The 24,776-nt window shown below is 65.2% G+C and carries 16 protein-coding genes; 14 read left to right on the forward strand and 2 right to left on the reverse strand.

The features are described 5' to 3' along the window. Positions 1-227 precede the first annotated feature (227 nt). The 3 genes from F7D09_RS06940 (at position 228) to F7D09_RS06950 (ending at position 4,344) form a co-directional block, all read left to right on the forward strand. The gene (locus tag F7D09_RS06940; RefSeq protein WP_193312373.1) at positions 228-1,850 is read left to right on the forward strand and encodes a YncE family protein; all 1,623 of its coding nucleotides are present in this window, start codon (positions 228-230) and stop codon (positions 1,848-1,850) included. A gap of 73 nt (positions 1,851-1,923) precedes the next feature. Continuing rightward, positions 1,924-3,051 carry a drug/metabolite transporter permease gene (locus tag F7D09_RS06945; RefSeq protein WP_152234680.1) on the forward strand — a complete coding sequence of 376 codons (1,128 nt, stop codon included), beginning with the start codon at positions 1,924-1,926 and terminating at the stop codon, positions 3,049-3,051. Between the two features lie 156 nt (positions 3,052-3,207). Beyond that, positions 3,208-4,344 carry an ATP-binding protein gene (locus F7D09_RS06950; RefSeq protein ID WP_152234681.1) on the forward strand — a complete coding sequence of 379 codons (1,137 nt, stop codon included), beginning with the start codon at positions 3,208-3,210 and terminating at the stop codon, positions 4,342-4,344. 281 nt (positions 4,345-4,625) lie between these two features. On the opposite strand, the gene F7D09_RS06955 is transcribed toward F7D09_RS06950, so the two are convergent. Continuing rightward, on the reverse strand, positions 4,626-5,978 hold the full coding sequence (locus tag F7D09_RS06955) for a hemolysin family protein (protein WP_152234682.1): 1,353 nt from the start codon (positions 5,976-5,978) through the stop codon (positions 4,626-4,628). Between the two features lie 288 nt (positions 5,979-6,266). Continuing rightward, positions 6,267-6,896 (reverse strand): carbonic anhydrase, encoded by a 630-nt coding sequence (locus F7D09_RS06960; protein WP_226836062.1) that lies wholly within the window; start codon positions 6,894-6,896, stop codon positions 6,267-6,269. Positions 6,897-7,570: 674 nt separating this feature from the next. On the opposite strand from F7D09_RS06960, the gene F7D09_RS11625 reads away from it, so the two are divergent. The 11 genes from F7D09_RS11625 to F7D09_RS07000 all read left to right on the forward strand — a co-directional run bounded on the left by F7D09_RS11625 (position 7,571) and on the right by F7D09_RS07000 (position 24,677). Beyond that, entirely contained in the window at positions 7,571-7,696 is a 126-nt protein-coding gene (locus tag F7D09_RS11625; protein ID WP_264371983.1) for a hypothetical protein, read from the forward strand. Positions 7,697-7,950: 254 nt separating this feature from the next. Continuing rightward, entirely contained in the window at positions 7,951-9,372 is a 1,422-nt protein-coding gene (locus F7D09_RS06965) for a DNA methyltransferase (RefSeq protein ID WP_226836052.1), read from the forward strand. Next, positions 9,369-10,343 carry a hypothetical protein gene (locus F7D09_RS06970; RefSeq protein WP_152234684.1) on the forward strand — a complete coding sequence of 325 codons (975 nt, stop codon included), beginning with the start codon at positions 9,369-9,371 and terminating at the stop codon, positions 10,341-10,343. The genes F7D09_RS06965 and F7D09_RS06970 overlap by 4 nt, the downstream gene beginning before the upstream one ends. A 532-nt stretch (positions 10,344-10,875) precedes the next feature. Further along, on the forward strand, positions 10,876-11,439 hold the full coding sequence (gene ahpC / locus F7D09_RS06975) for an alkyl hydroperoxide reductase subunit C (protein ID WP_150354234.1): 564 nt from the start codon (positions 10,876-10,878) through the stop codon (positions 11,437-11,439). A gap of 252 nt (positions 11,440-11,691) precedes the next feature. After that, a complete protein-coding gene (locus F7D09_RS06980) occupies positions 11,692-13,674 on the forward strand; it encodes an FAD-dependent oxidoreductase (protein ID WP_152234685.1) in 1,983 nt (660 codons plus the stop codon). A 617-nt stretch (positions 13,675-14,291) separates the two neighbouring features. Then, a complete protein-coding gene (locus F7D09_RS06985) occupies positions 14,292-17,882 on the forward strand; it encodes a helicase-related protein (protein WP_226836054.1) in 3,591 nt (1,196 codons plus the stop codon). 27 nt (positions 17,883-17,909) lie between these two features. Beyond that, positions 17,910-18,038 carry a hypothetical protein gene (locus F7D09_RS11630; protein ID WP_264371984.1) on the forward strand — a complete coding sequence of 43 codons (129 nt, stop codon included), beginning with the start codon at positions 17,910-17,912 and terminating at the stop codon, positions 18,036-18,038. Then, the gene (locus F7D09_RS06990) at positions 18,029-18,331 is read left to right on the forward strand and encodes a hypothetical protein (RefSeq protein WP_226836056.1); all 303 of its coding nucleotides are present in this window, start codon (positions 18,029-18,031) and stop codon (positions 18,329-18,331) included. Before F7D09_RS11630 ends, F7D09_RS06990 begins: the two co-directional genes overlap by 10 nt. A gap of 89 nt (positions 18,332-18,420) precedes the next feature. After that, complete coding sequence (locus tag F7D09_RS11440) at positions 18,421-18,846, forward strand: DUF1156 domain-containing protein (RefSeq protein WP_226836058.1); 426 nt, start codon at positions 18,421-18,423, stop codon at positions 18,844-18,846. A gap of 118 nt (positions 18,847-18,964) precedes the next feature. Continuing rightward, positions 18,965-21,196 (forward strand): DUF1156 domain-containing protein, encoded by a 2,232-nt coding sequence (locus F7D09_RS06995; protein ID WP_226836060.1) that lies wholly within the window; start codon positions 18,965-18,967, stop codon positions 21,194-21,196. Between the two features lie 31 nt (positions 21,197-21,227). Further along, positions 21,228-24,677: a Swt1 family HEPN domain-containing protein gene (locus F7D09_RS07000; protein ID WP_152234686.1), complete on the forward strand. Its 3,450-nt coding sequence runs from the start codon at positions 21,228-21,230 to the stop codon at positions 24,675-24,677. Positions 24,678-24,776 lie beyond the last annotated feature (99 nt).

Raw genomic sequence — 24,776 nt, forward strand, 5'->3', positions numbered from 1 at the left:
GCTCCCGCGCGGGCGGCCGCGCCCTTCCTCGCCTACCTATAATCGGAGATAGCTGAGGAAGGATTCCGCACATGCATATGCCCCTCATAAAGTCATGTCGCTTGCGATTTCGCGCTTGCTCGGGAATTAGGCTCCTTGCGCTGCTATTCGCCGCTTTCCTTGCATTCGCACCCTGCTCTGTCCTCCCCCTGCCAGCAGCCTCGGCCAATCTGATTCGCGAAAACGGCATGCAGGTGCTGTACGGCGACCCCTGCTTCGACACCGAGCCGCCGATCGACCTTGCCGTCAGCCCGGACAGCTCCACGCTCGTCCTGTTCAACGGCTCTTCCGTCGACACGACGCTGCAGCTCCCCAGCGACGGCCTGCCGACGCCGAACACGCAGGCGTGCGTCATCGACGCGGCCACGATGAAGGTCCGCGGCGCCGTCGACCTCGGTTTTCCGCTCGATACCAGCCGTCCGTACCGCTTCTCCCCAGACGGCTCGCGCCTGTATGTCACGTCGTCGGCTCCCCGCACCCCGGCCGTCATCGACGTGCGCACGCCGTCCGTCCGCTCGCTTGGGCAGCTGGGCGCCGCCGAACTTGCGCTCTCCGCAGACGGCGCGCAGTTGCTGGGATTGCGCAACGCCGCCGCCACTCAGCCCATCCAGAGCGGCTCGAAATCCTGGGTGCTGTCGACGTTCACCGCCGATTCGCAGCGTCGGCTTGCGGACGTTCCCGTAATGTTCCCCTACGCCGTGACCGACGTTGACCTGGCGACCGTATCGCACGATGGCCGCACGCTGTACGCGTTCGCTGCCACGCCCATATCCACGTCGGCAACGCAACAGAACAGCTCGGCGGACATTTACCACGGCCGTCTTGCCGCCATCCGCATCGCCGACGGCTCGGTGACGGACCTCGGCCCGGCCGCATCGTCGCAGGCCGCCGTCACCGCCGATCGCACGAGTCTGTTCTACGCGGCCGGCGACACGGCTCGCGACCCTGATGACGTCGTTTCCGACGACACGCATCACCCGATCACGGTGACGTTCACGCAGGTGACCGCCGACACTCACGCTGCGCGGTCCGTCATCGCGGTGTCTGACGTCGACCCTGCCGACCTGACGCCGCTGAGCATCACCGACGACGGACGGTTCCTGTCCGGAGTGCCGGGCATGCGCGGCAACCTTGCCACGGCGCTTGTCGACGTGCGCGGCAAACGGTACGTGCACGCGCTGGACAGTGCGTCTTCGGCGAAGGACGACACGACCGCTGCGTCTGGCGGTGGGAACGTGCTCACGCCTGACGGTACGTTGCAGCTGTCGGCCAGTGCCGGCGAGTGGAAGAAACGCAAGGTGATACGCCTGAGTGCCGGGAACGTGGGCGGTTCGACGGTCCGCGGCCGGTTGTCGTTGGATTTCGGTCGTGTGCCGGTGCGTCCGAAAGAGCCGGTGATGACGGTCGCTCCGGACGGCAAGACCGCGTATTTCATAGCCGGCTCGGCCAAGGATGACGATACGGATGAGGACGGTACGTTATCGTCCGGCAGTCAGCAGGGATGCGGCGGTTCGGTCGGCGGCGGCGACTGTCAGAAGGTTGATCCGGTCAATCGTGGTTCCGGTTTGCTGGCGAAGGTGCCGTTGGACGGTCTGCGACGGCAGGTGCGGCAGTCGTATGCGGCTGCGTTGCAGCGCGGCATTGGCGTGGGGACATGGCTGAGCGGCGCGTGGGATTGGCTGCGTGGCGCGGTCGGCCGTGTGCCGGATCCCTTTTTGCTCGCGGTCGCCGGAGCGCTGGTCTGGGCGGTTGCGGTCACTGTCGCGCTGGTGGTCTGGTTCCGCCGTGGCGGCGGCCGGGACAACGAGTAGCCGCCCCAGCGTCGGTGCCGGCAGACACACTGGAAGCAAAAGCAAGACCTCGCGGCGAAAAGGAGTACGCATTATGGTTGGTTCGCGTCGGAGCGCATCGGGGCCGGGATTGACGGGCCGGAACTGGAGCCCCTCGGTGCGCGCCACCATGGTCGGTCTGATGGCGATTCTGCTGTGGAGTCTGATGACCGGTCTGGTCCGTGTGGTCGCCGACTCGTTCGGCGCGACGTTGGGGTCGGCGTTGATCTACACGTGCGGCGCGGCGCTGCTGCTGACGTTCCGGCGCCCCGCACCGCTGCGCACATGCCCGCGAATCTACCTGATCGTCGGCGGACTGCTGTTCGTGTTCTACGAGTCGTCGATTTCGCTGTCAATCGGCTTGGCGTCCTCGGCGTCATCGTCGGTGGAGGTCAGCCTGGTGAACTACCTGTGGCCCACGATGATGGTGCTGCTGGCGGCGGCGTTCGTGCCGGACGGCGGGAGACATGATGATGCCGAACCCGCCGGTGATGGCGAACCTGACGCGAACGACGCCGCGGCGAACGGTGACAGTAGCGACGGCGCGGCGAACGGTGACGCGGCAGCTCCGGCGGCAGCACAGGACGCTCCCGTCCGGCGCGATACGGTTCGCGGCGCAACGTCCCGTCATTCGCGTGGCCGTGCGGTGCTGCGCGTGCTGCCCGGCGCGATCATCGCCACCGCGGGCGTGGTGCTGGCGGTCGGCGGCAACAGCGGATTGGATTGGGCGCTCGCCGCACGGCATGTCGCGGCGAACCCGCTGCCGTATCTGCTGGCGTTCGCGGGCGCGTTCGCATGGTCGGTGTACGCGGTGTTCACGCCCGCGCTGTCCAAAGGCTATGACGGCACGTCCGTGTTCTTCCCCTTCGTGGCCGCGTCCCTGTGGATCATCCACTTCGCCTCCGGCCAAGGCTGGCCGTCGTCCGCGCCGTCGGTGTGGGGTTACGTGGCCGTGGTGGCGACCGCGGCGGTCATCGCCGGCGGATACGCCTGCTGGGGTTACGGCATACTGCGCGGCAGCATGAGCACACTGGCGATGGCTTCCTACGCCACTCCCGTCCTGTCCACGGCGGCCAGCGCCGTACTGCTGGGACTGTCGCTGGCGGTGCCGTTCTGGTGCGGCGCCCTGCTGGTCGCCGCCGGTTCGATCATCAACTGGTGGATTTCGTCGCATCGTCGCTGACCGGCGAGGTGCGTCGTCCGTTCCGGCGCTCGCGTCGACGGAGCGGATGGTACGCAATAGTGCGCAATGGTACGCATTCGTGTCATTTGGTGTCATTTGGTGTAACATGGTACGCATTCGTGTCAGATGGTGCGTGAATGCGACGGGAGCATGGTCATGACAGTCAATCCGTTCAAACCGACGGCCGGCAAGATGCCGCCGATTCTTATCGGCCGGCAGTCCATCATCGAAGACTTCTCCGAGGCTTTGGCCAATGGCGTTGGGGCTCCGGGCCGCATCATGCTGGTCACCGGGCAGCGAGGCTTCGGCAAGACGGTCATGCTCACCGAATTTCGGCGTATCGCCAAAGCGCAGCACTGGGAGGTCATCGCAGAGACGGCATCCGCCGGATTGGTGACGAGGCTTGTGGCCGCGTTGGCCCCATCGGGAATACGTTTGGATCAGGCTGACATAGGGCCGTCCGTAGCAATCCCCGGCGTCGTCAGCGCCAGTCTCGGTCAGGCTCGTTTTTCTGCGGAATCCAATCCGCTGACGTTGCGTAATGCGTTGAACAAGCGGCTTGGCAGCAGGAAAATCGGCAAGGGGAAAGGCATCCTCATCACCATCGATGAAACGCAGGCGGCCTCGCATGATGATCTGGTGGCCATTGCCACGGCTGTGCAGCACGTCATCACCGATGCGGATGAGAGCGACACCCCCGACGCCGACAAGAAGGGCGTTGCCATTGTGTTCGCCGGGTTGCCGTACATGGTCAACGATTTGCTGGATAACGAGGTGACTACGTTCCTGCGTCGTGCATTGCGCCGCGAATTGGATAACGTGCCGTTGCCGGACGTCAGGAATGCGTTTGTGGAGACGGTCGCAGATTCCGGTAAGACCATCAGCGAGGAAGACGCGCTCGAGGCCGCTCGCCGGAGTGAAGGATACCCATACATGGTGCAGCTCGTCGGCTACTACATGTGGCAATCCGCGCAGCGCCGAGGATCGGATGTCATTACCCCGGATGACGTGGCACACGGTGTTTCCGATGCGCTGCTCGCTTTCGATGATGCCGTGTGCGCTCCGGCATTGGATGGAACAACCAGCGCGGAGCGGTTGTTCCTGACGGCCATGGCCAAAGACTCGCCAAACCCTACGCAGGTGGGCGATTTGGCTGAGCGTACGCGCAGAAGCCGGAGCTGGGTGAGCAAATACCGCGCGATCCTCATCAAGGACAGGCTTATTCGTCCGTGCGGTCACGGGCAGTTGGAGTTTGCGGTCCCGCATTTGGGACAGTATCTGCAGTCGTTGTAACGTGGTCGTCGCGCGGCTGAGTCGTCTCCCGGCGCAAGGATTTACGGACGAAGTCGTTGATTTCCGTAAATCTTTGCGCTGAGTTGAGGTCAGTGCAAAGATTTACGGCTGATAGGACTCATTGCCGTAATTTCTTGCGCTGAGATGCCAAAGGTTTATGGGGTTTCGGAGATAGGTTCCTATCTAACGGCAATGGGATTTGTATCTAAGCGCCGTCGTCCCGAGTCGTCCGGCATCGTCCTGAATTCGCCGTCGTCACCAACGCCGCCGTCGCCAGCCGACTATTTCGCGCCGGACGAAGCCGCCGCCGCGCCGCCGTCACCCACCGGCGCGTGGTCGGGCGCGCCCGCACGCCGCACTTCGATGGTTTCGATGCGTCGGCCGTCCACCTTGGTGACGATCATGTCATACCCGTCGTCCGAGTGCAGCACGTCGCCCTCTGCACCCATCTTGCCGGTGTGTGCGAGGAAGTATCCGGCGACCGTCTCGTACGGGCCGTCCTCCAGCTCGATGCCGGTCAGGTCCGCGAAATCCTCGATGGTCATGCTCGCGTCGATGGTGGCCACGCCGTTGACGAACGCGGTCTTCGCGGTGCGCGCACCGCCCGGCTCGCTCGGCAGATCGTACTCGTCGCGGATGTCGCCGACCAGCTCCTCGGTCATGTCCTCCAGCGTGACGATGCCGTCCGTGCCGCCGTACTCGTCGATCACGACGGCCAGGTGGATGCCGCGTTTGCGCAGCAGTTCAAGGCTCGGCAGCAGCTTCGACGTGCCGGGCAGCGAGATGCCCTCGCGCGTCACGTCGGCGACGGTCTTCGCATTCGGATCGCGCACGTCGAGCAGGTCGCGCACGTGCACGAAGCCGAGCACGTCGTCGAAATCCTTGCCGGTGACCGGGTAACGCGAGTACGGCAGGTCGCGCACGGTGGCGGCCGCCTCGGCGATTGGCATCGCGCCGTCGAGGAAGGCGACGTCGGCGCGCGGGCGCATCACCTCGGCGACGATGGTTTCGGACGCGTCGAACACGTCGTCCAGGATCGTGCGTTCGTCCTTGCTCAGCGACGTGTTCGAGTTGACGAGCACGCGCAGCTCCTCGTCGCTCACTTCGCTTTCCGTCTCGTTCGGGTCGAAGCCGAGCAGGCGGACGATGCCGTTCGTGTTCTTGCCGATGAGCCAGATGATCGGCTTGCAGACCTTCGCGAACGCACTGATCGCCGGCACGACCGCGCGTGCGATCTGCTCGTTGCGCTGCATGGCGATGCGCTTCGGCACCATTTCGGAGATCACGATCGAGCAGTAGGAAATGATGAGCGTGAGCACGATGGTCGTCAGCGGTGCGGCGACGCCGGTCGGCACGCCCCAGCCTTCGACGATCGGCACCAGATACGGCGAGATCGACGATTCGCCGAACGACGCGGACAGGAAGCCGCACAGCGTCACGCCGATCTGCACGGTCGACAGGAAGGTGTTCGGGTCGCGGGCGATCTTCGCCACGCGAACGCCGCGCGCGTCCTCCTGCTCCATCTGGTCGATCTGCGAGCCGCGCAGGCTGACCAGCGCAAGCTCGGTGCCGGAAAAGATGGACCCCAGCAACAGGAAGACGAATATCAACGCGATGTTTACACCAATGGGCATGGTGACAACTCTAGAAGATTGGCACGTCAAACCGGGTGCGGCGGGTGCGAGGGTGAGAGGCGGCGGGGGCGGCAGGTGCGAGGTGCGGTGGGTGCGAGGTGCCGCGGGTGCCGCGCTGTCTGACCGCCGTGCTGCCGCGTGACGGCCGCCGTCGTGCCGCGTGACCGCACCTGCGCCGCGTGACCGCACTGCCACTGTGACGGCCGCCGTGCTGCGTGACGGCCGTCACACTGTCTGACCGCCGCCGAGCCGCGTGACCGCAGCCGCACGGCTCGGCGCCGCGCGCACTCAGAAGCTGAGCACCTCGACTTCGCCGGTCGTCAGCTGGTAGCGGCCGCCCACGATCATGAGCCGCTCGTGCGCCAGCGCGTCCTGGATCACCTCGCTGCGCGAGACCAGATCCTCGATGGTGTGCGCCACATGCACGCGCTCGATGTCGTCCTGCGCGTCGATATCCGCCTGCTGCGCCTGCCATACCGAGAAGCCGACCGTGCGCAGGATAATGGAGTCCGCTTCGGCGATGCGCTCCTCCATAGAGTCGATTGCGTCGGCGGCCTCCAGCGAGTCGAGCGCGTCGCCGGTGGTGGCGTCGAGCATGTCGTTGAGCTCGTCCATCGCGAGATGCACGGCGCCGCAGCCCTCGTGCCCCAGCACGACCAGCAGCCGCACGTGCAGGTGGTCGACCGCGTATTCGAGCGATGCGAGCACCGCGTCGTCCACGACCTGGCCGGCGGTCCGCACGGTGAACAGGTCGCCGAGGCCCGCGTCGAAGATGATCTCCGGGGGCACGCGCGAGTCGGAGCATGAGAGCACCGCCACGTTGGGGTTCTGCCGGTCGATGAGCGATTCGCGCGTCTGTGGGTCCTGCCACGGGTGCTCCGGCTTGCCTTCGGCGAACCGCCGGTTGCCGGCGAGCAGCCGGCTGAGCGCCGAGCTGGCGGTCGTCTCTTCGGGCTGGATGTCGGGCTCGGCATCGTGCTGGATGCCGTCGGGCGTGGCCTCGTCCGGGTGGGTGCCGGCCGGCTGATCGTCGTACTGGGTGTCCTCTGCCATGACGTCTCCGTTCCTGCTGCCGCATGCCGCCGGCTGGTCCGCCGCGGCCGCAGCGCGTTGTTGGTTGGGTTCGATGGTCTGAAGATTTTGTTGCGTACCAGCATAGTCGATATGACTTTGCCGCGAGGTGTCGGGTCGGCGCTGACGGCCTGTGACTCCGCTCACAGCGAACGGCGGGATGAGTTGGGCTGACCGGGATGGGTCGACAAGCTGCATCATTCCGCCAAGCTGGTTCGCCGCTCACAGCGAACGGCGGGATGACCGGGATGGGCGGTTGGCGGGTTGCCGGCGCGGGCACTGCGATGGGCATCGCTCCGACTCCGGGGCGGATGCGGCGCTGGCCGGCTTGTGATGAGGGGTCGGCCGCCGCTTCTGACGGTGCCCGATGGAAGTTCGGCCTGTTTCGGAAGCTATTCCGTATTCTTAGGTGCCCGAGTGCGGTATAACGGGCTTTTGCACCGTGGAATGTATTGGCATTAAGCGGTTTTCGGGAGTGCTTCATTGCGGTGTTGCTGCCGGACCTCCTAAGAATACGGAATATGGTTCGCATCAGGCCGTTTCTTCTCGGAGAGCACGATGTCTGGCGTCAAATCATCGCCCGACACGCCGGCGGCGAACAAAAACCGGTAGATATCTACCGGTTTTTCTGCGCGGTGGGAGACTGAAGCAACCAGCGCGGCAACGCGACACCGCACGTCATCCGTATGGTGGCCTCACAGTAGACTGGTGTGCTGATACTGGCGGTGGGGACGCCGGTCGGACGCCGGCTGATGCTGGCGGAGGCCGGACCTGCAGTGTGGTGGCGGACGCCGCGTGACGTGCATATGCATATACAGGACGAAATGAGTGCAGCTTGGGAAGGAGCCGATATGACTGCCGTGATGACAGCCATGCCGACGACCGAAAGGAGGTGGAGCGCATGGGAACGCCGATGAAGGGGGCTGTGGCGGCCGTGAAGTCCAGCAGGACCGGCGATGGCAAATCGGCCGCGCCGCGAGCCGGCAAGCGCAAAACCGTGCGGTTGAAGGACCGTCGGCCCGCGGACGTGGAGGCCGAACGCTACTGCCTGCACCGGGGCAACGTGCTTGACGTGTATGCGCGCTGGGCGGCTCCCGACCTGATCGTCAGCGACGGCGCGTACGGTGTGCGCGGCTTCCGCGGCGATACCGTCTCGGCCGAGGGGCTGGTGGACTGGTATGCGCCGCATGTGGCGCAATGGTCAAAGCACGCGAAACCGTCGACGTCGTTGTGGTTCTGGAACACGGAGGTCGGCTGGGCGACCGTGCATCCGCTGCTGGAGGCCAACGGCTGGGAGTACGTGCAGTTGGTCACGTGGGACAAGGGGCTCTCCCACATCGCCGGCAACGTGAACGGCAATACGATCCGGCAGTTCCCGGTCGTCACGGAGGTGTCCGCGCTGTACCGGCGCAAGCTGACGTTGCCGGCCGAGAACGGCGGGACGATGGGCGTGCAGGATTGGCTGCGCGCCGAGTGGAAGCGGTCCGGTCTGCCGTACTGCAAGGCGAATGACGCCTGCGGCGTGAAGAACGCGGCGACGCGCAAGTACCTGACGGGCGATTGGATGTGGTACTGGCCGCCCGGCGACATGGTGGAGCGCATGGCCGAGTACGCGAAAGCGCATGGCCTGCCGACGAACCGTCCGTACTTCTCGATCGACGGCAAGACGGAGATCACGGCGGAACGCTGGGATTCGCTGCGTGCGGTGTGGAACCACGTCAACGGCGTCACCAACGTGTGGTCGCGTCCGCCGCTGCATGATTCGGAACGGCTCAAGGGCACGTTGCAGCGCAGTGCGCCGCGTGTGTACAAGCCGTCCCGCCAGTCGGCCGCGCACCTGAACCAGAAGCCGCTGGACTTCATGTACCGGCAGGTGCATGCGGCGTCCAACGAGGGCGACGTGGTGTGGGAGCCGTTCGGCGGTCTGGCTTCCGCGTCGGTCGCGGCTGTGCTGAGCGGACGGTTCGCCTATGTGGCCGAGACCGACGAGGAGTTCCAGAACCTGGCGCTCAGTCGTCTCGCCGAGGCGCAGGACGAGTATCTGGGTTCCGGGGCGGCATCCGAAATGACGGTCACGTCGGCCGGCACCGGCATTGCGGGACGGCAGAGTGGCGTGGCAGAGGTTTCGCAGCCGCCCGAAGCGGGATTGGCTGTGGTGCCCGCCGGCGGCACAGCCGGATTGCAGCGCGAGAATGGTCGGACTTCCGCATCGCCAGCACTCCGTGGCCGCCGCAAGTCGACACGTGAAACATCGCGTGAAACATCCGGCGCGGCGCCCGGCGCGGTACCCAGTGAGGCACCCGGCGAGAGGAGGGCCGCATGACCGACTACGACGGCATGGCCCTGCCGAGCCATTACGCGCTGCCGGCGGACGACGAACGCACCGAACTGCGCAACGGCGTGGTGCGCGCGCTGTACGCGCTGCCCATGCACTTCACGTCCACCATCAACGTGGAGGGCATCGAGGTCAACGACCTGTTCTCGATCAACACGCTGCTCGGCGGTACGATCGAATCGCAGACGGTCGCGCTGCTCAACTCGCTGCGCAGCATCTGGGATCCGCAGGGCCGTTGGGCCGACAAGGAGTTCCGCCGCTACCCCGAATCGTTCCCGGACGTGCGGTTGGTCGGCTCCGGCCATGACGCCGCGCCGCTGATCGGCATCGAGCTCAAAGGCTGGTATCTGCTGTCCAAGGAGTCGGAGCCGTCGCTGCGCTACAAGGCGTCGGCGGATGCCGTCACCCCGTGGGATTTGATCTGCTGCGTGCCGTGGAGCCTGTCGAACGTGCTCAGCGGCAAGCCGATCGTCTACGAGCCGTACGTGGAGCAGGCGAAGTTCGCCTCCGACATGCGCACTTACTACTGGAACCATCGCAGGGGCAGCGCCGTGAACCGTGACTGCGGCATCCGACATCCGAGCACCACGCCGTATCCGAGGCCAGGCTCGCAGTACGTCGACGTGCCGAATCAGGATGGTGGCGGCAATTTCGGCCGTATCGCGCGCGTCGAAGGGCTGATGGCCGACTGGGTGACTGAGTCGATGGACACGCTGATGGCCGGCATCGCGGCGAAATACTGGGTCGCGTTCTTCCGGCTGTTTTCGGAAGGCCGGTCGCGCGACGAGATGGCCGCCGAGCTTGCCGAACTTGCCGGCAAAGTGCGTCGTTCGCGGCGTGTGACCGGCGTTGGGCGCGGCGGCGCACGCACGCTCGACCTTGATTTCGGCGACGAGCCGGACCGCGAGACCCAACTGCTCGAACATCTCACCGCCATCATCGACCTCGCCGCGAGGTAACACACGTCACTCTGTCCTCATCGCACGTCACCCTGCACAGGGCACGTCACTCTGCTCGCCCTTGCAGAGTGACGCGGGCGCGGAACCCCAGTGATTGCAAGGGTTTTCGAGGGTGCGTCACTGTGCAAGGGCGAGCACAGTGACGCACCACGTCCCCGATAAGGGGTTATTTACGTCACGCTGCCCGGGTTGCGCGTCACAGTGCTCAGGTCGCGCGTCACCCTGCACGGGGCGCGTCACCCTGCCCGGGTTATGCGTCACGCTGTTCGGGCTGTTCGTCACGCTGCGCGGGGTGAATGTCACGTGGGCCGTGCACAGTGCACTGCCGCCCGTCCTTCCTGCCCGGCCCTCACAAAACTGTGATGTTACTCATGGCGAAACGGGCGGTGTCTCGGTACCGCCGACCGCCGCTTGATGATACGATGGGAAGCGGGGACGCGGCCAGGCACGCCCACGCCGCGGTCCGACCGGCAATCCAGTCCCACGACTGACGCGTAATGACTGACGTGCAGATGGTATGAAAGGAACGATGATGACTCTTCTGCAGCACGAGCTTACCGACTTCAAGGTGCAGGCCTTCCAGAACAACGAATTCCACGAGGTGACCAAGGCCGACGTGCTCGGCCACTGGTCCGTGTTCTTCTTCTACCCGGCCGACTTCACCTTCGTCTGCCCGACCGAGCTTGAGGACCTCGCCGCCAAGTACGAGGACTTCAAGAAGATCGGCTGCGAGATCTACTCCGTCTCCACCGACACCCACTTCGTGCACAAGGCGTGGCATGACGCGAACGAGAAGATCGCGAAGATCCAGTACCCGATGCTCGCCGACCCGACCGCCCTGCTCGCCCGCGACCTCGACACCTACAACGAGGTGGACGGCATGGCCGAGCGCGGTGACTTCATCGTGAACCCCGAGGGCAAGGTCGTGGCCTACGAGGTCATCTCCTCCAACGTGGGCCGTAACGCCGACGAGCTGCTGCGCCGCGTCCAGGCCTCCCAGTTCGTCTACGAGCACGGCGATCAGGTCTGCCCTGCCAAGTGGCAGCCGGGCGAGGACACCATCGAGCCGAGCCTCGACCTCGTCGGCCTGCTGTGACGAGCTGCGAGCGTCGATAGCGTCGCATCGCATCATCACTGCGCCCCCGCTGGCGGGGGCTGTCGGCGGAGCCGACTGGGGGTGGGGTTCGGATAGGCATGGGCATAGCCCACGTCTTGAACCACCCCCACTCGCTTCGCGGGAGCCCCTGCCGGCGGGGGCGGTTCGTATGGTCTCTCGCCTCACCTGCCATCCACAGGCCGAGCACCCGCCCACCCCGCCGCCGGGGCGCTCATGTACAAGGAGCTTCTTATGACCCAATCCACTCAAAACGCCGATCTGTATGACGTCGTCGTCATCGGCGGCGGCCCCGCGGGCCTCACCGCGGGCCTCTACCTCGCGCGCGCCCGCTACCGGGTGCTCGTGCTCGAAAAGGACGATTTCGGCGGCCAGATCACCATCACCAACGAGGTCGTCAACTATCCGGGCGTCGGCCGCACCACCGGCCGCGCGCTCACCCAGACCATGCGCGAGCAGGCGAAGGATTTCGGCGCCGAATTCCTCTCCGCCGAAGCCACCGGACTCGACGTCGACGGCGACGTCAAGATCGTGCACACCACGCGCGGCGACCTGAAGACGTTCGGCATCCTCATCGCCACCGGCGCAAGCCCCCGCAAGCTCGGCTTCGAGGGCGAGGCCGAGTACGCCGGCCGCGGCGTCGCCTACTGCGCGACCTGCGACGGCGAGTTCTTCACCGGCAAGGAGGTGCTCGTGGTCGGCGGCGGTTTCGCGGCCGCCGAAGAGTCCGTCTTCCTCACCAAATACGCGAGCAAGGTCACGGTGCTCGTGCGCGAGCCCGACTTCACGTGCGACGCGTCGGTCGCGGCCGAAGCCAAACGCAACCCGAAGATCGAAGTGCGCTACCGCACCGAGCTGCAGGGCGTCACCGCCGGTCAGGGCGGGTTGCGTGAGGCGACGTTGCGCAACGCCGACACCGGCGAGACGACCACGTGGAAGCCGGCCGACGGCGGCACGTTCGGCGTGTTCGTGTTCGCCGGGTATGTGCCGGCGACCGACCTGGTGCGCGGCGTCGTCGAACTGGACGATCACGGCTACGTGGTCACGCACGGCTACTTGGAGACGTCCGTGCCCGGCGTGTACGCGGCCGGCGACCTGCGCGTCAAGAACCTGCGGCAGGTGGTCACCGCGACGGCCGACGGCGCGATCGCCGCGGTCGAGCTGGAACGCTACGCCAAGCAGATCAGCGAGAAGACCGACTTGGTGCCGCCGCGGCCGACCGCGTCCGCGTACGAGCAGGCCGAAGCTGAAGCGTCCGCCAAGACCGCGGCTGCCGGCACGACCCCGGCTCCCGCGCCCGCCAAGCGCGGCGCGGACGCGGCCGCCGCCGAGCAGGCCGCGCGCAAGCCCGGCGAACTGTTCTCCGCGGCCATCAAGCAGCAGCTTGGCGTCGTGTTCGGCCGCATGACCCGTCCGGTCACGCTTGCGCTCGAGCTGGACGATACGCCGCTGTCTGCGGAACTGCAGGGCTTCATCGGCGAGATGGTCGCCCTCTCCGGCGGCAAGCTGAACTCGGTGACCGTCGACGCGGCGGGCGTGATCACGGCGGTCGACGGCGAGAACGTGCCGGCGCCGCTGGTCGTCGGCGAACCGGCGGATATCGTGCTGCCGGGCGGCGGTGGTGACTCCGCCGCTACGTTGCCGGAGTACGGCACGCTCGACGACGCCGGCCGCGCGACGTTCGACGTCGACGCGTCGCTGCCGCTCGCCCGCCCGGCCGTGCGGCTGTGCGTGTGGGACGGTGACGTTGACGGTGGTGACGTTGCCGGTGGTGACGGCCGCCTGACGTTCACTGGCCTTGCGTTCCACGGTGTGCCGTCCGGTCACGAGTTCAACTCGTTCGTGCTGGGACTGTACAACGCGGCGGGCCCCGGCCAGCCGATCGACGACGACCTGAAGGCGCGCGCGGCAGCCATCGATACGCCGACCGACGTGATGATCCTCGTGTCGCTCACCTGCACGATGTGCCCGGAGACGGTGCTCGCCTCGCAGCGCATCGCCTCGCTCAATCCGCTCGTGCGCGCCGAGGCCTACGACGTCTCGCACTTCCCCGAGCTGAAGGACCAGTACGGTGCGATGAGCGTGCCGTGCATCGTCATCAGCAAGGGCGGCGACGGTGCCGGTGCCGACGGTGCTACTGACGGTGCCGACGTCGAGCGCAAGGTCGAGTTCGGCAAGAAGGGCATCGCCCAGATGCTCACCCTGCTCGGCGCGTAATCGCGGCGGCGTGACGATGGGCAATCCATCGTCCCGCCCCGCGTTTGTTTTTCCGCGTTCGCGGGTGTGTAAGGGGAGCATGGGTACGGCCGCCAAGGGCTGTGACGTACCCCACGTCACTCTGTTCGCCCGGGCACAGTGACGCATTGTCGAAACTCCTTGCAAACACTGGGTTTTCGCGCCCGTGTCACTGTGCACGCCCGAGCAGAGTGACGTGAAGATGCCAGTTACACACGTGTCCTTGGGGGATGGTCCCTAAGGTTGCCTCCGGTGGCTACCCCTAGTGGCTGCTCCTAGTGGCTACCTCTCGTGGCTGTCCTCAGCGCAAGGATTTACGGACGAAGCCCCCGATTTCCGTAATTTCTTGCGCCGAAACTCCCTGACCGACTCCCTGACCGGGTCGCTGACTGGGATTCCCTGACCGAAACTCCCCTACCGCGACTCCCCTAGGCGCCAGTCCGCCGCTCACTGCGCCGCTCACCTTTCATTTCACCTTGCAATAATCCTTACATGTTAGAACTCGGGAGTTAACATGTTAGAACTTCTGCAAGGGCGTGAAAGAACCCCGCCGCCCGGCGCGTCCCCGCCGTGCAGAAACAACGTAAGGAGCCGCCGTCATGGATGATGCGATGGACGATTCAATGGACGCTGCGATGCTGACCATTGCCGACATCAAACCGGGAGTCACGCTCTTTGGCATCATGCCCGGCCAGGCGGTGACGGTGGTGGCGGCCGCGCCGATGGGCGGCACCGCACTTGACGTGTTCTACACGACGGCCGATGGCGGCACCGGCCGTGAGATCATCGACGCCGATACGGTCACTCGTCTGAGTATCGCGCAGCCGGAGCGAAGCGGTCCCCGCTTCGACGCCGACCCTGACGAGTTCCGGCTGGCTGCGGAGGCGCTGCGTATCCGGTACGCCGCGTTGTATGACCCGATGGCGGCCGTGTATTCGTCGGATATCGACCCGCTGCCTCACCAGATTCGCGCCGTCTACGAGGATATGCTGCCCAAGGTGCCGCTGCGGTTCCTGCTGGCCGACGATCCGGGCGCCGGCAAGACCGTCATGGCCGGCCTGTACGTCAAGGAGATGCTGCTACGCTCGGCGGCCGAGCGCGTGGCCATCGTCTGTCCGGGTGGTCTTGCGGAGCAGTGGCGTGACGAGCTGGCGCAGAAGTTTTCGCTTGATTTCGAGGTGTTCGACCCGGCGATGCGTCTTGCATCGTCGTCCGGCAACCCGTTCCGCGATCATGACCGGCTCATCATCCGCATGGATCAGGTCGCGCGCAATGATGAACTGATGGGCATGATCGGCGAGGTTCGCTGGGACATCGCCATCGTGGACGAGGCCCATCGTATGAGCGCGCATTTCAAGACCCAATACGGTGAGGTGAGCCGCACGAGCCGGTTCCGGCTGGGTGAGACGCTGGCCGAGACCGCCGAGAATCTGCTGCTCATGACGGCGACGCCGCATTCGGGCAACGAACAGGACTTCCAGCTGTTCATGACGCTGCTTGACCGCGACCGGTTCGCCGGCAAGTACAGGCCGGCGCGTCACCGCAGTACCGACACGCATGGCCTGATGCGCCGCATGGTCAAGGAGGATCTGCTGACGTTCGACGGTAAGCCGCTGTTCCCCGAGCGTCGTGCGCAGACCGTCGCCTATGAGTTGTCTGCCGGTGAAGCCGATCTGTATCGTGCTGTGACGAACTACGTGCGTTCCGGCATGAACGCGGCCGCCCGGCTGCTGCAGGCCGATGGTCGTCGCGCCAACAGCATCGGCTTCGCGTTGACGATTCTGCAGCGTCGTCTGGCGTCCAGCCTGGAGGCGATTCTTCGGTCGCTGGTTCGCCGTCGTGACCGGCTTTCGGAACTGCTGCGCCGCATACAGGAACATCCCGAGTCCATCACGACCATATTCGAGCCGACTGGCAGCGAGCCGATCGGCCTTGACGACTATGACGACCGGTGGGACGAGACCGACGAGGACGATCAGGGCCAGCTTGAGCTTGAGCTGGATCAGGTGGTCGACTCCGCCACTGCGGCGCGCACCGAGCAGGAGCTTGCCGCGGAGATCAGCGTCCTCGACGGTCTGGTGGACAAGGCCAAAGCCGTTCGCATGGCCGGCGCGGATGCGAAGTGGTCGCAGCTCGCCGACATCCTCCAGCATCATGTGTTGGACGTCGGCACTGCCGAACAGCCGCACAAGATGATCATCTTCACCGAGCACCGGGATACGCTCACCTATCTGACCGGCCGGGTCGCCGCACTGCTGGGGCAGCCGGAGGCGGTGACGGTGATTCACGGCGGCATGAGCCGTGACGAGCGCAAGACCGTGCAGGAACGGTTCGTCAGCAATCCCGAGGTCCGCATCCTCGTGGCCACGGACGCCGCCGGCGAGGGCCTGAACCTGCATCGAGCCGACCTGATGGTCAACTATGACCTGCCGTGGAATCCGAACCGCATCGAGCAGCGTTTCGGCCGCATCCACCGCATTGGCCAGCTGCGCACGTGTTTTCTGTGGAATCTGGTGGCGAAGAACACCCGCGAAGGCGAGGTTTACGGCAAGCTGCTGGGCAAGATCGAGACGATGGGCAAAGCCTACAGCGGGCGCCTGTTCAACGTGCTGGGCGACGGCAAGGCGTTCGACGGCAAGCCGCTCAAAGATCTGATGATCCAGGCCATCCAATATGGAGACGACCCGCGCGTGCAGGCCCGGCTCGACCAGGTCATCGACAGCAGTGTGCGGCAGGGACTGGATGCACTGATCAGCGAACGTTCCGCCCACCCGGAGATGTATCCCAGCCTAGACGTGCGCGAAGTGCGCGAGCTCATGGAGAAGACCCGTGAACGCAAGCTCCAGCCGGGCTACGTTTCCGCGTTCTTCCTGCCGGCGTTCCAAAGACTCGGCGGTACGGCGCGACTGCGTGAGACGAACCGGTGGGAGCTGACCCATGTGCCGGCCGGCATCCGCAGGCGTGCGCAACAGCGTGACCGCCATCGCACGGTTGCGGACGCCTACGAACGTATCACGTTCGAGCCGGGCCGCACCCGTATAGGGCACGGCAGTCCGGATGCGCTGCTGGTTGCGCCGGGCGTACCGCTGCTGGATGCCGTCGCCGGTCTCATCATCGACCGGTATGGCGAGACGCTGGACCGTGGCACGGTGTTCGTGGACCGTACCGATACGCAGCCGGGTGAGCCGACGTTGATGGTGGCCGCCGAGCAGACCATCGAGGATGCTCGCGGCGATGCGGTCTCCCGGCATTTCGACTATCTTCAGCTTGCCGAACAAGGCGAGCCGGCGTTCTCCCCGGCGCCGCCGTATTTGGATTACGACGCTCCGCGCGATGACGAACGCGAAGCCGTGCTGGCGTTGCTTGATTCGCAGTGGCTGCAGGCCGACCATACCGACGCGATGCGCCGCATGGTGTACGAGCAGGGCACCAAGCCTCGTCTTGCCGAGCTGCAGACGCGCAAGACGGCGGAGAACGAGCACGTGCTCGCTCAGGTCAGGAGCCGGCTTGGCGCGGAGATCGACTACTGGTATGGCGAGTACAACAAGCTGCATGACGATGAGCGGAACGGCAAACGGAGCAAACGCATGACCCCGGGCAACGCACTGAAGCGCGCCAAGGAGATGGAGGAGCGCCTCAGCCGCCGCGAGCGGGAGCTGAGCGAGGATGTGCGGTTGCGGGCCAAGCCGGCGACCATCCGTGGCATGGCGCTCGTCGTTCCCGAACGGCTCGTCGCTGCTGCCGGCTCGGCGGAGCCGGTCGTGCAGTCGAGGCCGTTCGCCCGGCGGACCGAGGAGGTGGACCGCCGGGCGGTGGCGTTGACCATGCGCGTGGAACGGCTGCTTGGCCGTACGCCGACCGAGATGCCGCACAACAACAAGGGCTTCGACATCCGTTCCGTTGACGCTCAGGGCTACATGCATTTCATCGAAGTGAAGGGCCGTATCGACCTGCCCGAGGCGGATACGTTCACCGTGACCGCCAACGAGGTCGCCTTCGCCCAGTCGCAGGGCGACCGTCACCGGCTTGCGCTTGTCCGCGTGAGCCCCGACGGGCCGGAGCATGACCGTATTCGTTACGTGGCGCGCGCGTTCGACCACATTCTTCCCGCCCAATCCACGCGTTCGTTCAACGAGCAGTGGGCCAACTATTGGAATCAGGGCGAGACGCCGAGCGAGATATTGCCGTAGCGACAGTTTTGTGACACAATATTCGGTATGAATCTATTGCCATCAGCCCTCAAGCATGGCATCGACCCCGACGATGCCATGTATGTCGCGACCCATGCGATGCGCATGCGAACCAAATACGTGAAACTGATGGAAGGAGGCAGGCAATGGATATGAGCTACAACTACACCATGCTCTCATATGACGATCTGCCGGCCGACGAAGCGGCGATGCTCAAAGCCGATGCGGAGGAGGCAGAACGCGGCTACACGAACGAGCAGCTCGAGGAAGCCATGCGACGGGCTCCTGGGCGTCCGCTCGAAGTCGGTACGACGCCCGCAATCAATGTGATTCGAGTGCGTCTGGACGATGAACGTGACGCCAAACTGGAACGCTACATGCGCGACCACCACATGAGCCGCAGCGCGGCCGTGAGGACCTTGCTCGACAAGGCGCTCGCCGACGTATGATTGATATGGACGAGACGGCCATCTGCCGGTATATTCCCGCGGAATGACGGAGTATGCCGGCAGATGCATGAACAAGGAATGCGACAACTATGACGGAGACGCCACGCAGGAAGAAGCTGATCGAGACGGGGATCCCGCTGAAGGTCATCAATGAGGAATCGGCCCGTGAGAAGTCGTTGCGGCATGGTCTGCCGTCCACGTTGCATCTATACTGGGCCCGTCGCCCGCTGGCGACCACGCGGTCGATTCTGTTCGCCCAGCTGGTCGATGATCCGTCCGCACACCCGGAGCAGTTCCCCACGGTGGAGGCGCAGGACGCCGAGCGTGGCCGTCTGCATAGCCTGATGGGCCGTCTCGCCCGCTGGGAGAACGTCAACGACGGCGAACTGTACCGCGCTGTCCGCGAGGCCATCGCGTGGTCCGGAGCGGCGGATGCCCAGATACTCGACCCGTTTGCGGGGGGGGTCTATTCCGCTCGAGGCACAGCGGCTTGGGCTGGAGTCTCATGCCTCTGATCTGAACCCACTGCCGGTCATCCTCAATAAGGCGCTCATTGATTTTCCGGCGCGATTCCGTGGGCGGGCGTCCGTCAATCCGGATAGTAACGTCGACTCCCTCAACCGCGCCGAAGGCATGGCGGACGACATCCGCTATTACGGCCAGCTGCTGCGCGACAAGGCGTTCGCGAAGGTCGGCCACCTGTACCCCAAGGTCAAGGACGAGCATGGGGACGAGCATACGGTCATCGCGTGGATCTGGGCGCGCACCGTCACCAACCCGAACCCGGCGAATCCGGTGCAGGTTCCTCTAGTCCGCTCATGGTGGCTCAGCAAGAAGAAGGGCCACGAAGCGTGGATCAAGCCCATCGTCGAGGACGGTTCGATTCGGTACGAGATTCAGCATAATGCTGATGGGCCGAAGGGGGATGCGGACGGAACCATGTTGAAGAGAGGCAATGCTGTCTCTCTGATTGACGGTACGCCTATCCCGTCCGACTATGTAAAGTCCGAAGGCCGCAAGCACGGTTATGGAGCTGACTTGCTCGCTGTCGTGGCTGAGGGCAACCGCGCGCGCTTGTACATTAGCCCGTCAGAAGAACAGCGAGAGGCTGCTAAGCAAGCGTCAAAACCGGTTGAGATTCCTACTGAGTTGCTGGCGAACGACCCGAAGAATCTGTGGACGCCGGCTTATGGTCTTACCGAGTTCGCCGATCTGTTCACGAACCGGCAGCTGACGGTGTTGACGACGTTGGCGGACACCGTGGCCGAGGTGCGCGAGCAGGTGCTTGCGGATGCGCTGGCCAAGGCCGAGAAGGACCCGCGGTGGGAACTCGGCGAGCCGCTGGATGCGGGCGGCACCGGCGCGCAGGCGTACGCGGACGCCATCAGTGTGTACCTGTCCCTCGCGGTCAGCCGCCAGACCGACTACAGCTCCAGTATTTGCAGCTGGCACAATGGTCGTGACACCATCCGTAATGTTTTTGCTCGTCAGGCAATCCCTATGGCATGGGACTACGCGGAGGTCAATCCGTTCTCTACCAAGTCAGGCAGCTTCCTTGGCCAAGTGAATTGGGTAGCTGAAGCCATCCAGAACGTCCCGGCCCACCCCAAAGGCGAGGCGCAGCAGGCGGACGCGGCCACACGTGATTACAAGAACGTCGTAGTATCCACCGATCCGCCGTACTACGACAACATCGGCTACTCCGACCTGTCCGACTACTTCTACGTCTGGCTGCGTCGCATGTTGAAGGACATACTGCCCTCCACGGTGCGCACGACGTTGACCCCCAAAGCGCAGGAGCTGGTCGCCAACCCGTACCGTCACGGCGGCAAGGAAGGCGCCGCCGAGTTCTTCGTGGACGGATTCAACCACGTGTTCGCGCATATCCGCGAGACTGCGAACCTCGATGTGCCGATGACCGTGTACTACGCCTACAAGCAGCAGGACGAGAAGAGCGGCACCTCGACCGGTTGGTACGCGCTGCTTGACGGCCTCATCAAGGCAGGCTGGGAAATCACCGCCACATGGCCGGTGCGCAGCGAGCTGAGCAATCGCATGATCGCCAGCGGCACCAACGCCCTCGCCTCCTCCATCGTCCTCGCCTGCCGTCCGCGCCCAGCCGATGCGCCTTCGGTGACGATGCGCATCTTCAACAGCGTGCTGCGTTCCGAGCTGACCGAGGAACTGCGAACCCTGATGGCCTCGGGCATCGACCCTGTCGACTTGAACCAGGCGGCCATCGGCCCCGGCATCAGCGTGTACTCGCGCTATTCGCGCATCCGCGAGGCGGACGGCACCGACATGCCGGTGCAGAAGGCGCTGGAAGTCATCAACCGCACCATTGACGAGGTCATGGGCGACGCGGATTCCGATTATGACGCGGACACCCGTTTCGCCGTGAAATGGTACCAGTCGTACGGTTGGGCGCAGGAGAACACGGGCATGGCCGACCAGCTGGCACGTTCCTGCGGAACCTCCCCCGATGCGCTGGTGCGCGGCGGCGTATTCGAGGCCGCCGGCGGCAAGGCCCGCCTGCTCACCCCGGCCGAGATGAACGACAAGCATTGGCACCCGATGCAGGACGACCACGTGAGCCTGTGGGAGGCATGCATCCGCATGGCCGGCATTCTCGACGCGCACGGCGTGGACGCGGTCGCCCCGGTCATGGCCGAAGCCGGCGAACGGCTGGCGATGGACGACATCCGCGCACTCGGCTTCCGCATGTACCACGAGGCCGAAAAACGCAAGGACACCGAAGGTGCCATCCGCTTCAACAACCTCGTCTCCATGTGGGACGACCTGTCACTCATGGCGGACAAGGAGACCGTCGCACGCCCGGCGTTCCAAGGCGAACTGGACGTGTAGGCAACAAGTTTCGGGATAAAGGAGTTCCAACATGGCAATGAACAACCGAGACAGGGTCGGCAAGGCATTCGACTTCCTCTCCGAAGGATTGGTGGATCCGGTCGACGACGTGATGACGGACGTGTTCCACACGCCGAATTGGACGGACGCATGGGCGCTCGCCGACCATCAGAAATACGGTACGCCGTTGCGTACGCTCAACAAAACCGACGTGCAGGTGCAGCTTCGCGCCATCACCGAACACGGACGCGCCTTCAACGGCATCCTCTCACGCGCCCAGCAGTCATACGCGTCCGAACTGCGCGAAACCCGCAACCAGTGGGCGCACAGCCAGCCGTTCACCTCGGACGAGGCCATCCGCGCCCTGAGCACCATCGAACTGCTGCTGAACGCGGTCAACGCGCCGGACTCCGCCGATGACGTGCGCAAGCTGCGCGACACGCTGCAGCGCACCGTGTATGAGGACCACACGCGCAAGGCCAGCCAGCGCAAGATCATCTCCGTGGACCCCACGCAGGGCATGAAGCCGTGGCGTGAGGTCATCACGCCGCATGCGGACGTGGCCACGGGCCGGTTCACCGCATCCGAATTCGCCGCGAACCTGTACGACGTGGCGGTCTCGAAGACCGCGTGCGCGCCGGGCAACGCGTACGGCGACCCGGTCGAGTTCTACAACCGCACCTACCTGACCGAAGGCCTGCGCGACCTGCTCACCCGCGCCATCCGGCGACTCGTCGGCGACAACAGCGGCTCGCCCGTAGTGAACCTGCAGACCAACTTCGGCGGCGGCAAGACCCACTCGCTGCTCGCGCTCTACCACCTGTTCGGCAGCAAGCCGGTCGTCGACCTGTCGTCCGACGTGCAGAACCTCGTCGCCGGGCTCGGCATAGAGGCGTGGGATCCGGGTAAGGTACACCGCGCCGCCATCGTGGGCGACAAGCTCAACACCGCCAAGCCGAGCGTCAAGCCTGACGGCACGCAGGTGCACACCATCTGGGGCGAACTCGCCTGGCAGCTCGGCGAGGCGGAAGGCTACGCGATGGTCGCCGAAAACGACATCGCCGGCAAACCGCCGGCGGATTCCCTCAACCAGCTGCTGCACCGGTACAGCCCGTGCCTCATCCTCATCGACGAATGGGTGGCGTACGCCCGTCAGCTCGTAGGCCGCGACGACCTGCCCGCCGGCACGTTCGACGACCAGTTCACCTTCGCGCAGACGCTGACCGAAGCCGCGGCCTCGGTGCCGCACTGCATGCTCGTGGTCTCCATCCCCGCATCCGAGGACGGCGGCAAGGCCAGCAGCCTGGAAGTCGGCGGCGAGAACGGTCAGGAGGCTTTGAAGCGGCTGCAGATGATCGTGCGCCGCAAGGCCGACCAGTGGCGGCCGTCCACGCGCGACGAATCGTTCGAAATCGTGCGCAAGCGCCTGTTCGAGGAACCGGATGCGCAGGCGCAGGCGCAGATCGCGCTCACGGCCAAGCGCTTCGTGGACATGTACCGCGCCGACCCGAAGGCATACCCGACCGATGTGACCAGCGCGGACTACGACAAGCGCATCCGAGCCTCGTATCCGTTGCACCCGGAGCTGCTCGACCGCCTGTATGAGGACTGGTCGAGCCTGGAGAACTTCCAGCGCACGCGCGGCGTGCTGACGCTGGTGTCGTCCATCATCCACGAACTGTGGGCGGGCAATGACACGAACCCGCTGATCCTGCCAGGCAACGTGCCGTTGGATTCCGAAACCATCTACTCGAACCTCGCCCAATATCTGCCGGATTCATGGAAGTCCATCATCGACACGGACGTGGCCGGTCAGCAGTCCACTGCCGCACAGGTCGACAACGACCGTCCGGTACTGGGGCAGCGGCAGCTCACCCAACGCATCGCCCGGGCCGTGTTCATGGGATCCGCGCCCCGAGCCGGACTGCCCAACCGCGGGCTCGGCATGCAGAACGCCTGGCTCGGAACCGCCATGCCCGGCGACGTGTACGGCAACTTCGGCGTCGCCGTCAGCCAGCTCGAACAACGATCCACATACTTCTTCGTGGAAGGTTCCGCATACCGTTACAGCCTCCAGCCGTCCATCACCAAAACCGCGCGCGACAACGCCGAACGGCTGCGCGAGGATCCGGCGAGCGTCTACAACGAGATCGTCAGCCGCCTCCAGCCGGAAGGCGCGGCAGGGCGGCGCGGCAAGTTCCGCCGCGTCTGCGTCGCGCCGGAAAGCACGAACGGCATCCCGGACACCGATCAGGTCACGCTCGTCATCATGCACCCGAAATGGGCCGTCGCCAAAGGTGAGGGCGAATCGTCCGAAACCAAGCAGTGGGTGCGCGACGCCATCGAACATCGCGGCTCCGCGCAGCGAACCAACCGCAACATGCTCGCGTTCCTCGTAGCCGACCGCAACCTGCTCGGATTCGCGGAGGATGCCGCGCGGTCGTATCTGGGGTGGAAACGCGTGATCGAAGACGAAGTGCGGCTCAACCTCACCCGACAGCAGGTCGAACAAGCCAAGAACGCCGTGGCCGGATTAGACAAGACCCTGAACGAGCGCGTACGCAACGCCTACTGCTGGTGCCTCTACCCCGATGCGGAACTCGTCGCCGGGCGCCCCGATCCGACGAAACCGTACCGGCTGGCCGACATGCGCATCCCCGACAGCGGCGGCGACTCGATGGCCGAGCGCACCGGCCGCCGCATGCAGGATGAAGACGCGCTCAGCGACCGGTACGCGACCAGTACGCTCGGCTACAACATCCGACAGTATCTTGCTTCCGCATTCGTCGACGGCGTACTGCCGGTGAAGACGGTATGGGACTGTATCACGCGGTTCCCGTACATGCCGCGTATGGCCGACCGAGACGTGCTCGACCATGCGCTCGAAGATGCGCCCGGCGCCGCGCTGACCACCGAAGAGCGGTTCGCCATCGCATCCGGCCGGTATGAGTCCGGTCACTTCCAGAACCTCATCATTCCCGGCGTGACCCATACCTCTCTGACCGCGGTGCGTGTCACCGACTCCACGCTCATCGTGGACTGGGACACGGCGATGGCCGATCTGGAGGCGCTCCGCGCCGAGGAGGAGGCTGCCCGGCAGTCGCCGGTCACTGTGGCGACCGGCGAAATCGTGGCGCAGGGAGAGTCCTGGCAGTCCGACGGCCTGCCGGCCGCTCAGCCGGGCGATCATGCCCAGCCTGCCGAGTATGTGCCGCCAGTCGCGGGTAAGCCCGAGCCGGCGCCGATGGTGATGACACGGTACTACGGCACCGCCAAACTCAATCCGGATTCGTTGAACCGCGACCTTGCACGGCTCAACGAGGGCATCCTCGACCAGCTGCGGCTCGCCGGGGCGTCCATCTCCATCAGCGTGGAGATCCATGCCGAGGCCCCCGGCGGGTTCGACGAGAACACCGTCCGCATCATCGACGCCAACGCCAAGAACCTCAAGCTCGCTAACTCCGGCTTCGAGGAGGAGTAGCCGCCCCGCCGGCAGCGCCCGGTAACTTGCGCACTTTGGCCCTTCGCCCGTCCTTACGGCGATGACCACAGTGCGCAAGATTTCGGGCACTATCGCCCC

The organism is Bifidobacterium leontopitheci (assembly GCF_009193355.1).
Taxonomy (GTDB): domain Bacteria; phylum Actinomycetota; class Actinomycetes; order Actinomycetales; family Bifidobacteriaceae; genus Bifidobacterium; species Bifidobacterium leontopitheci.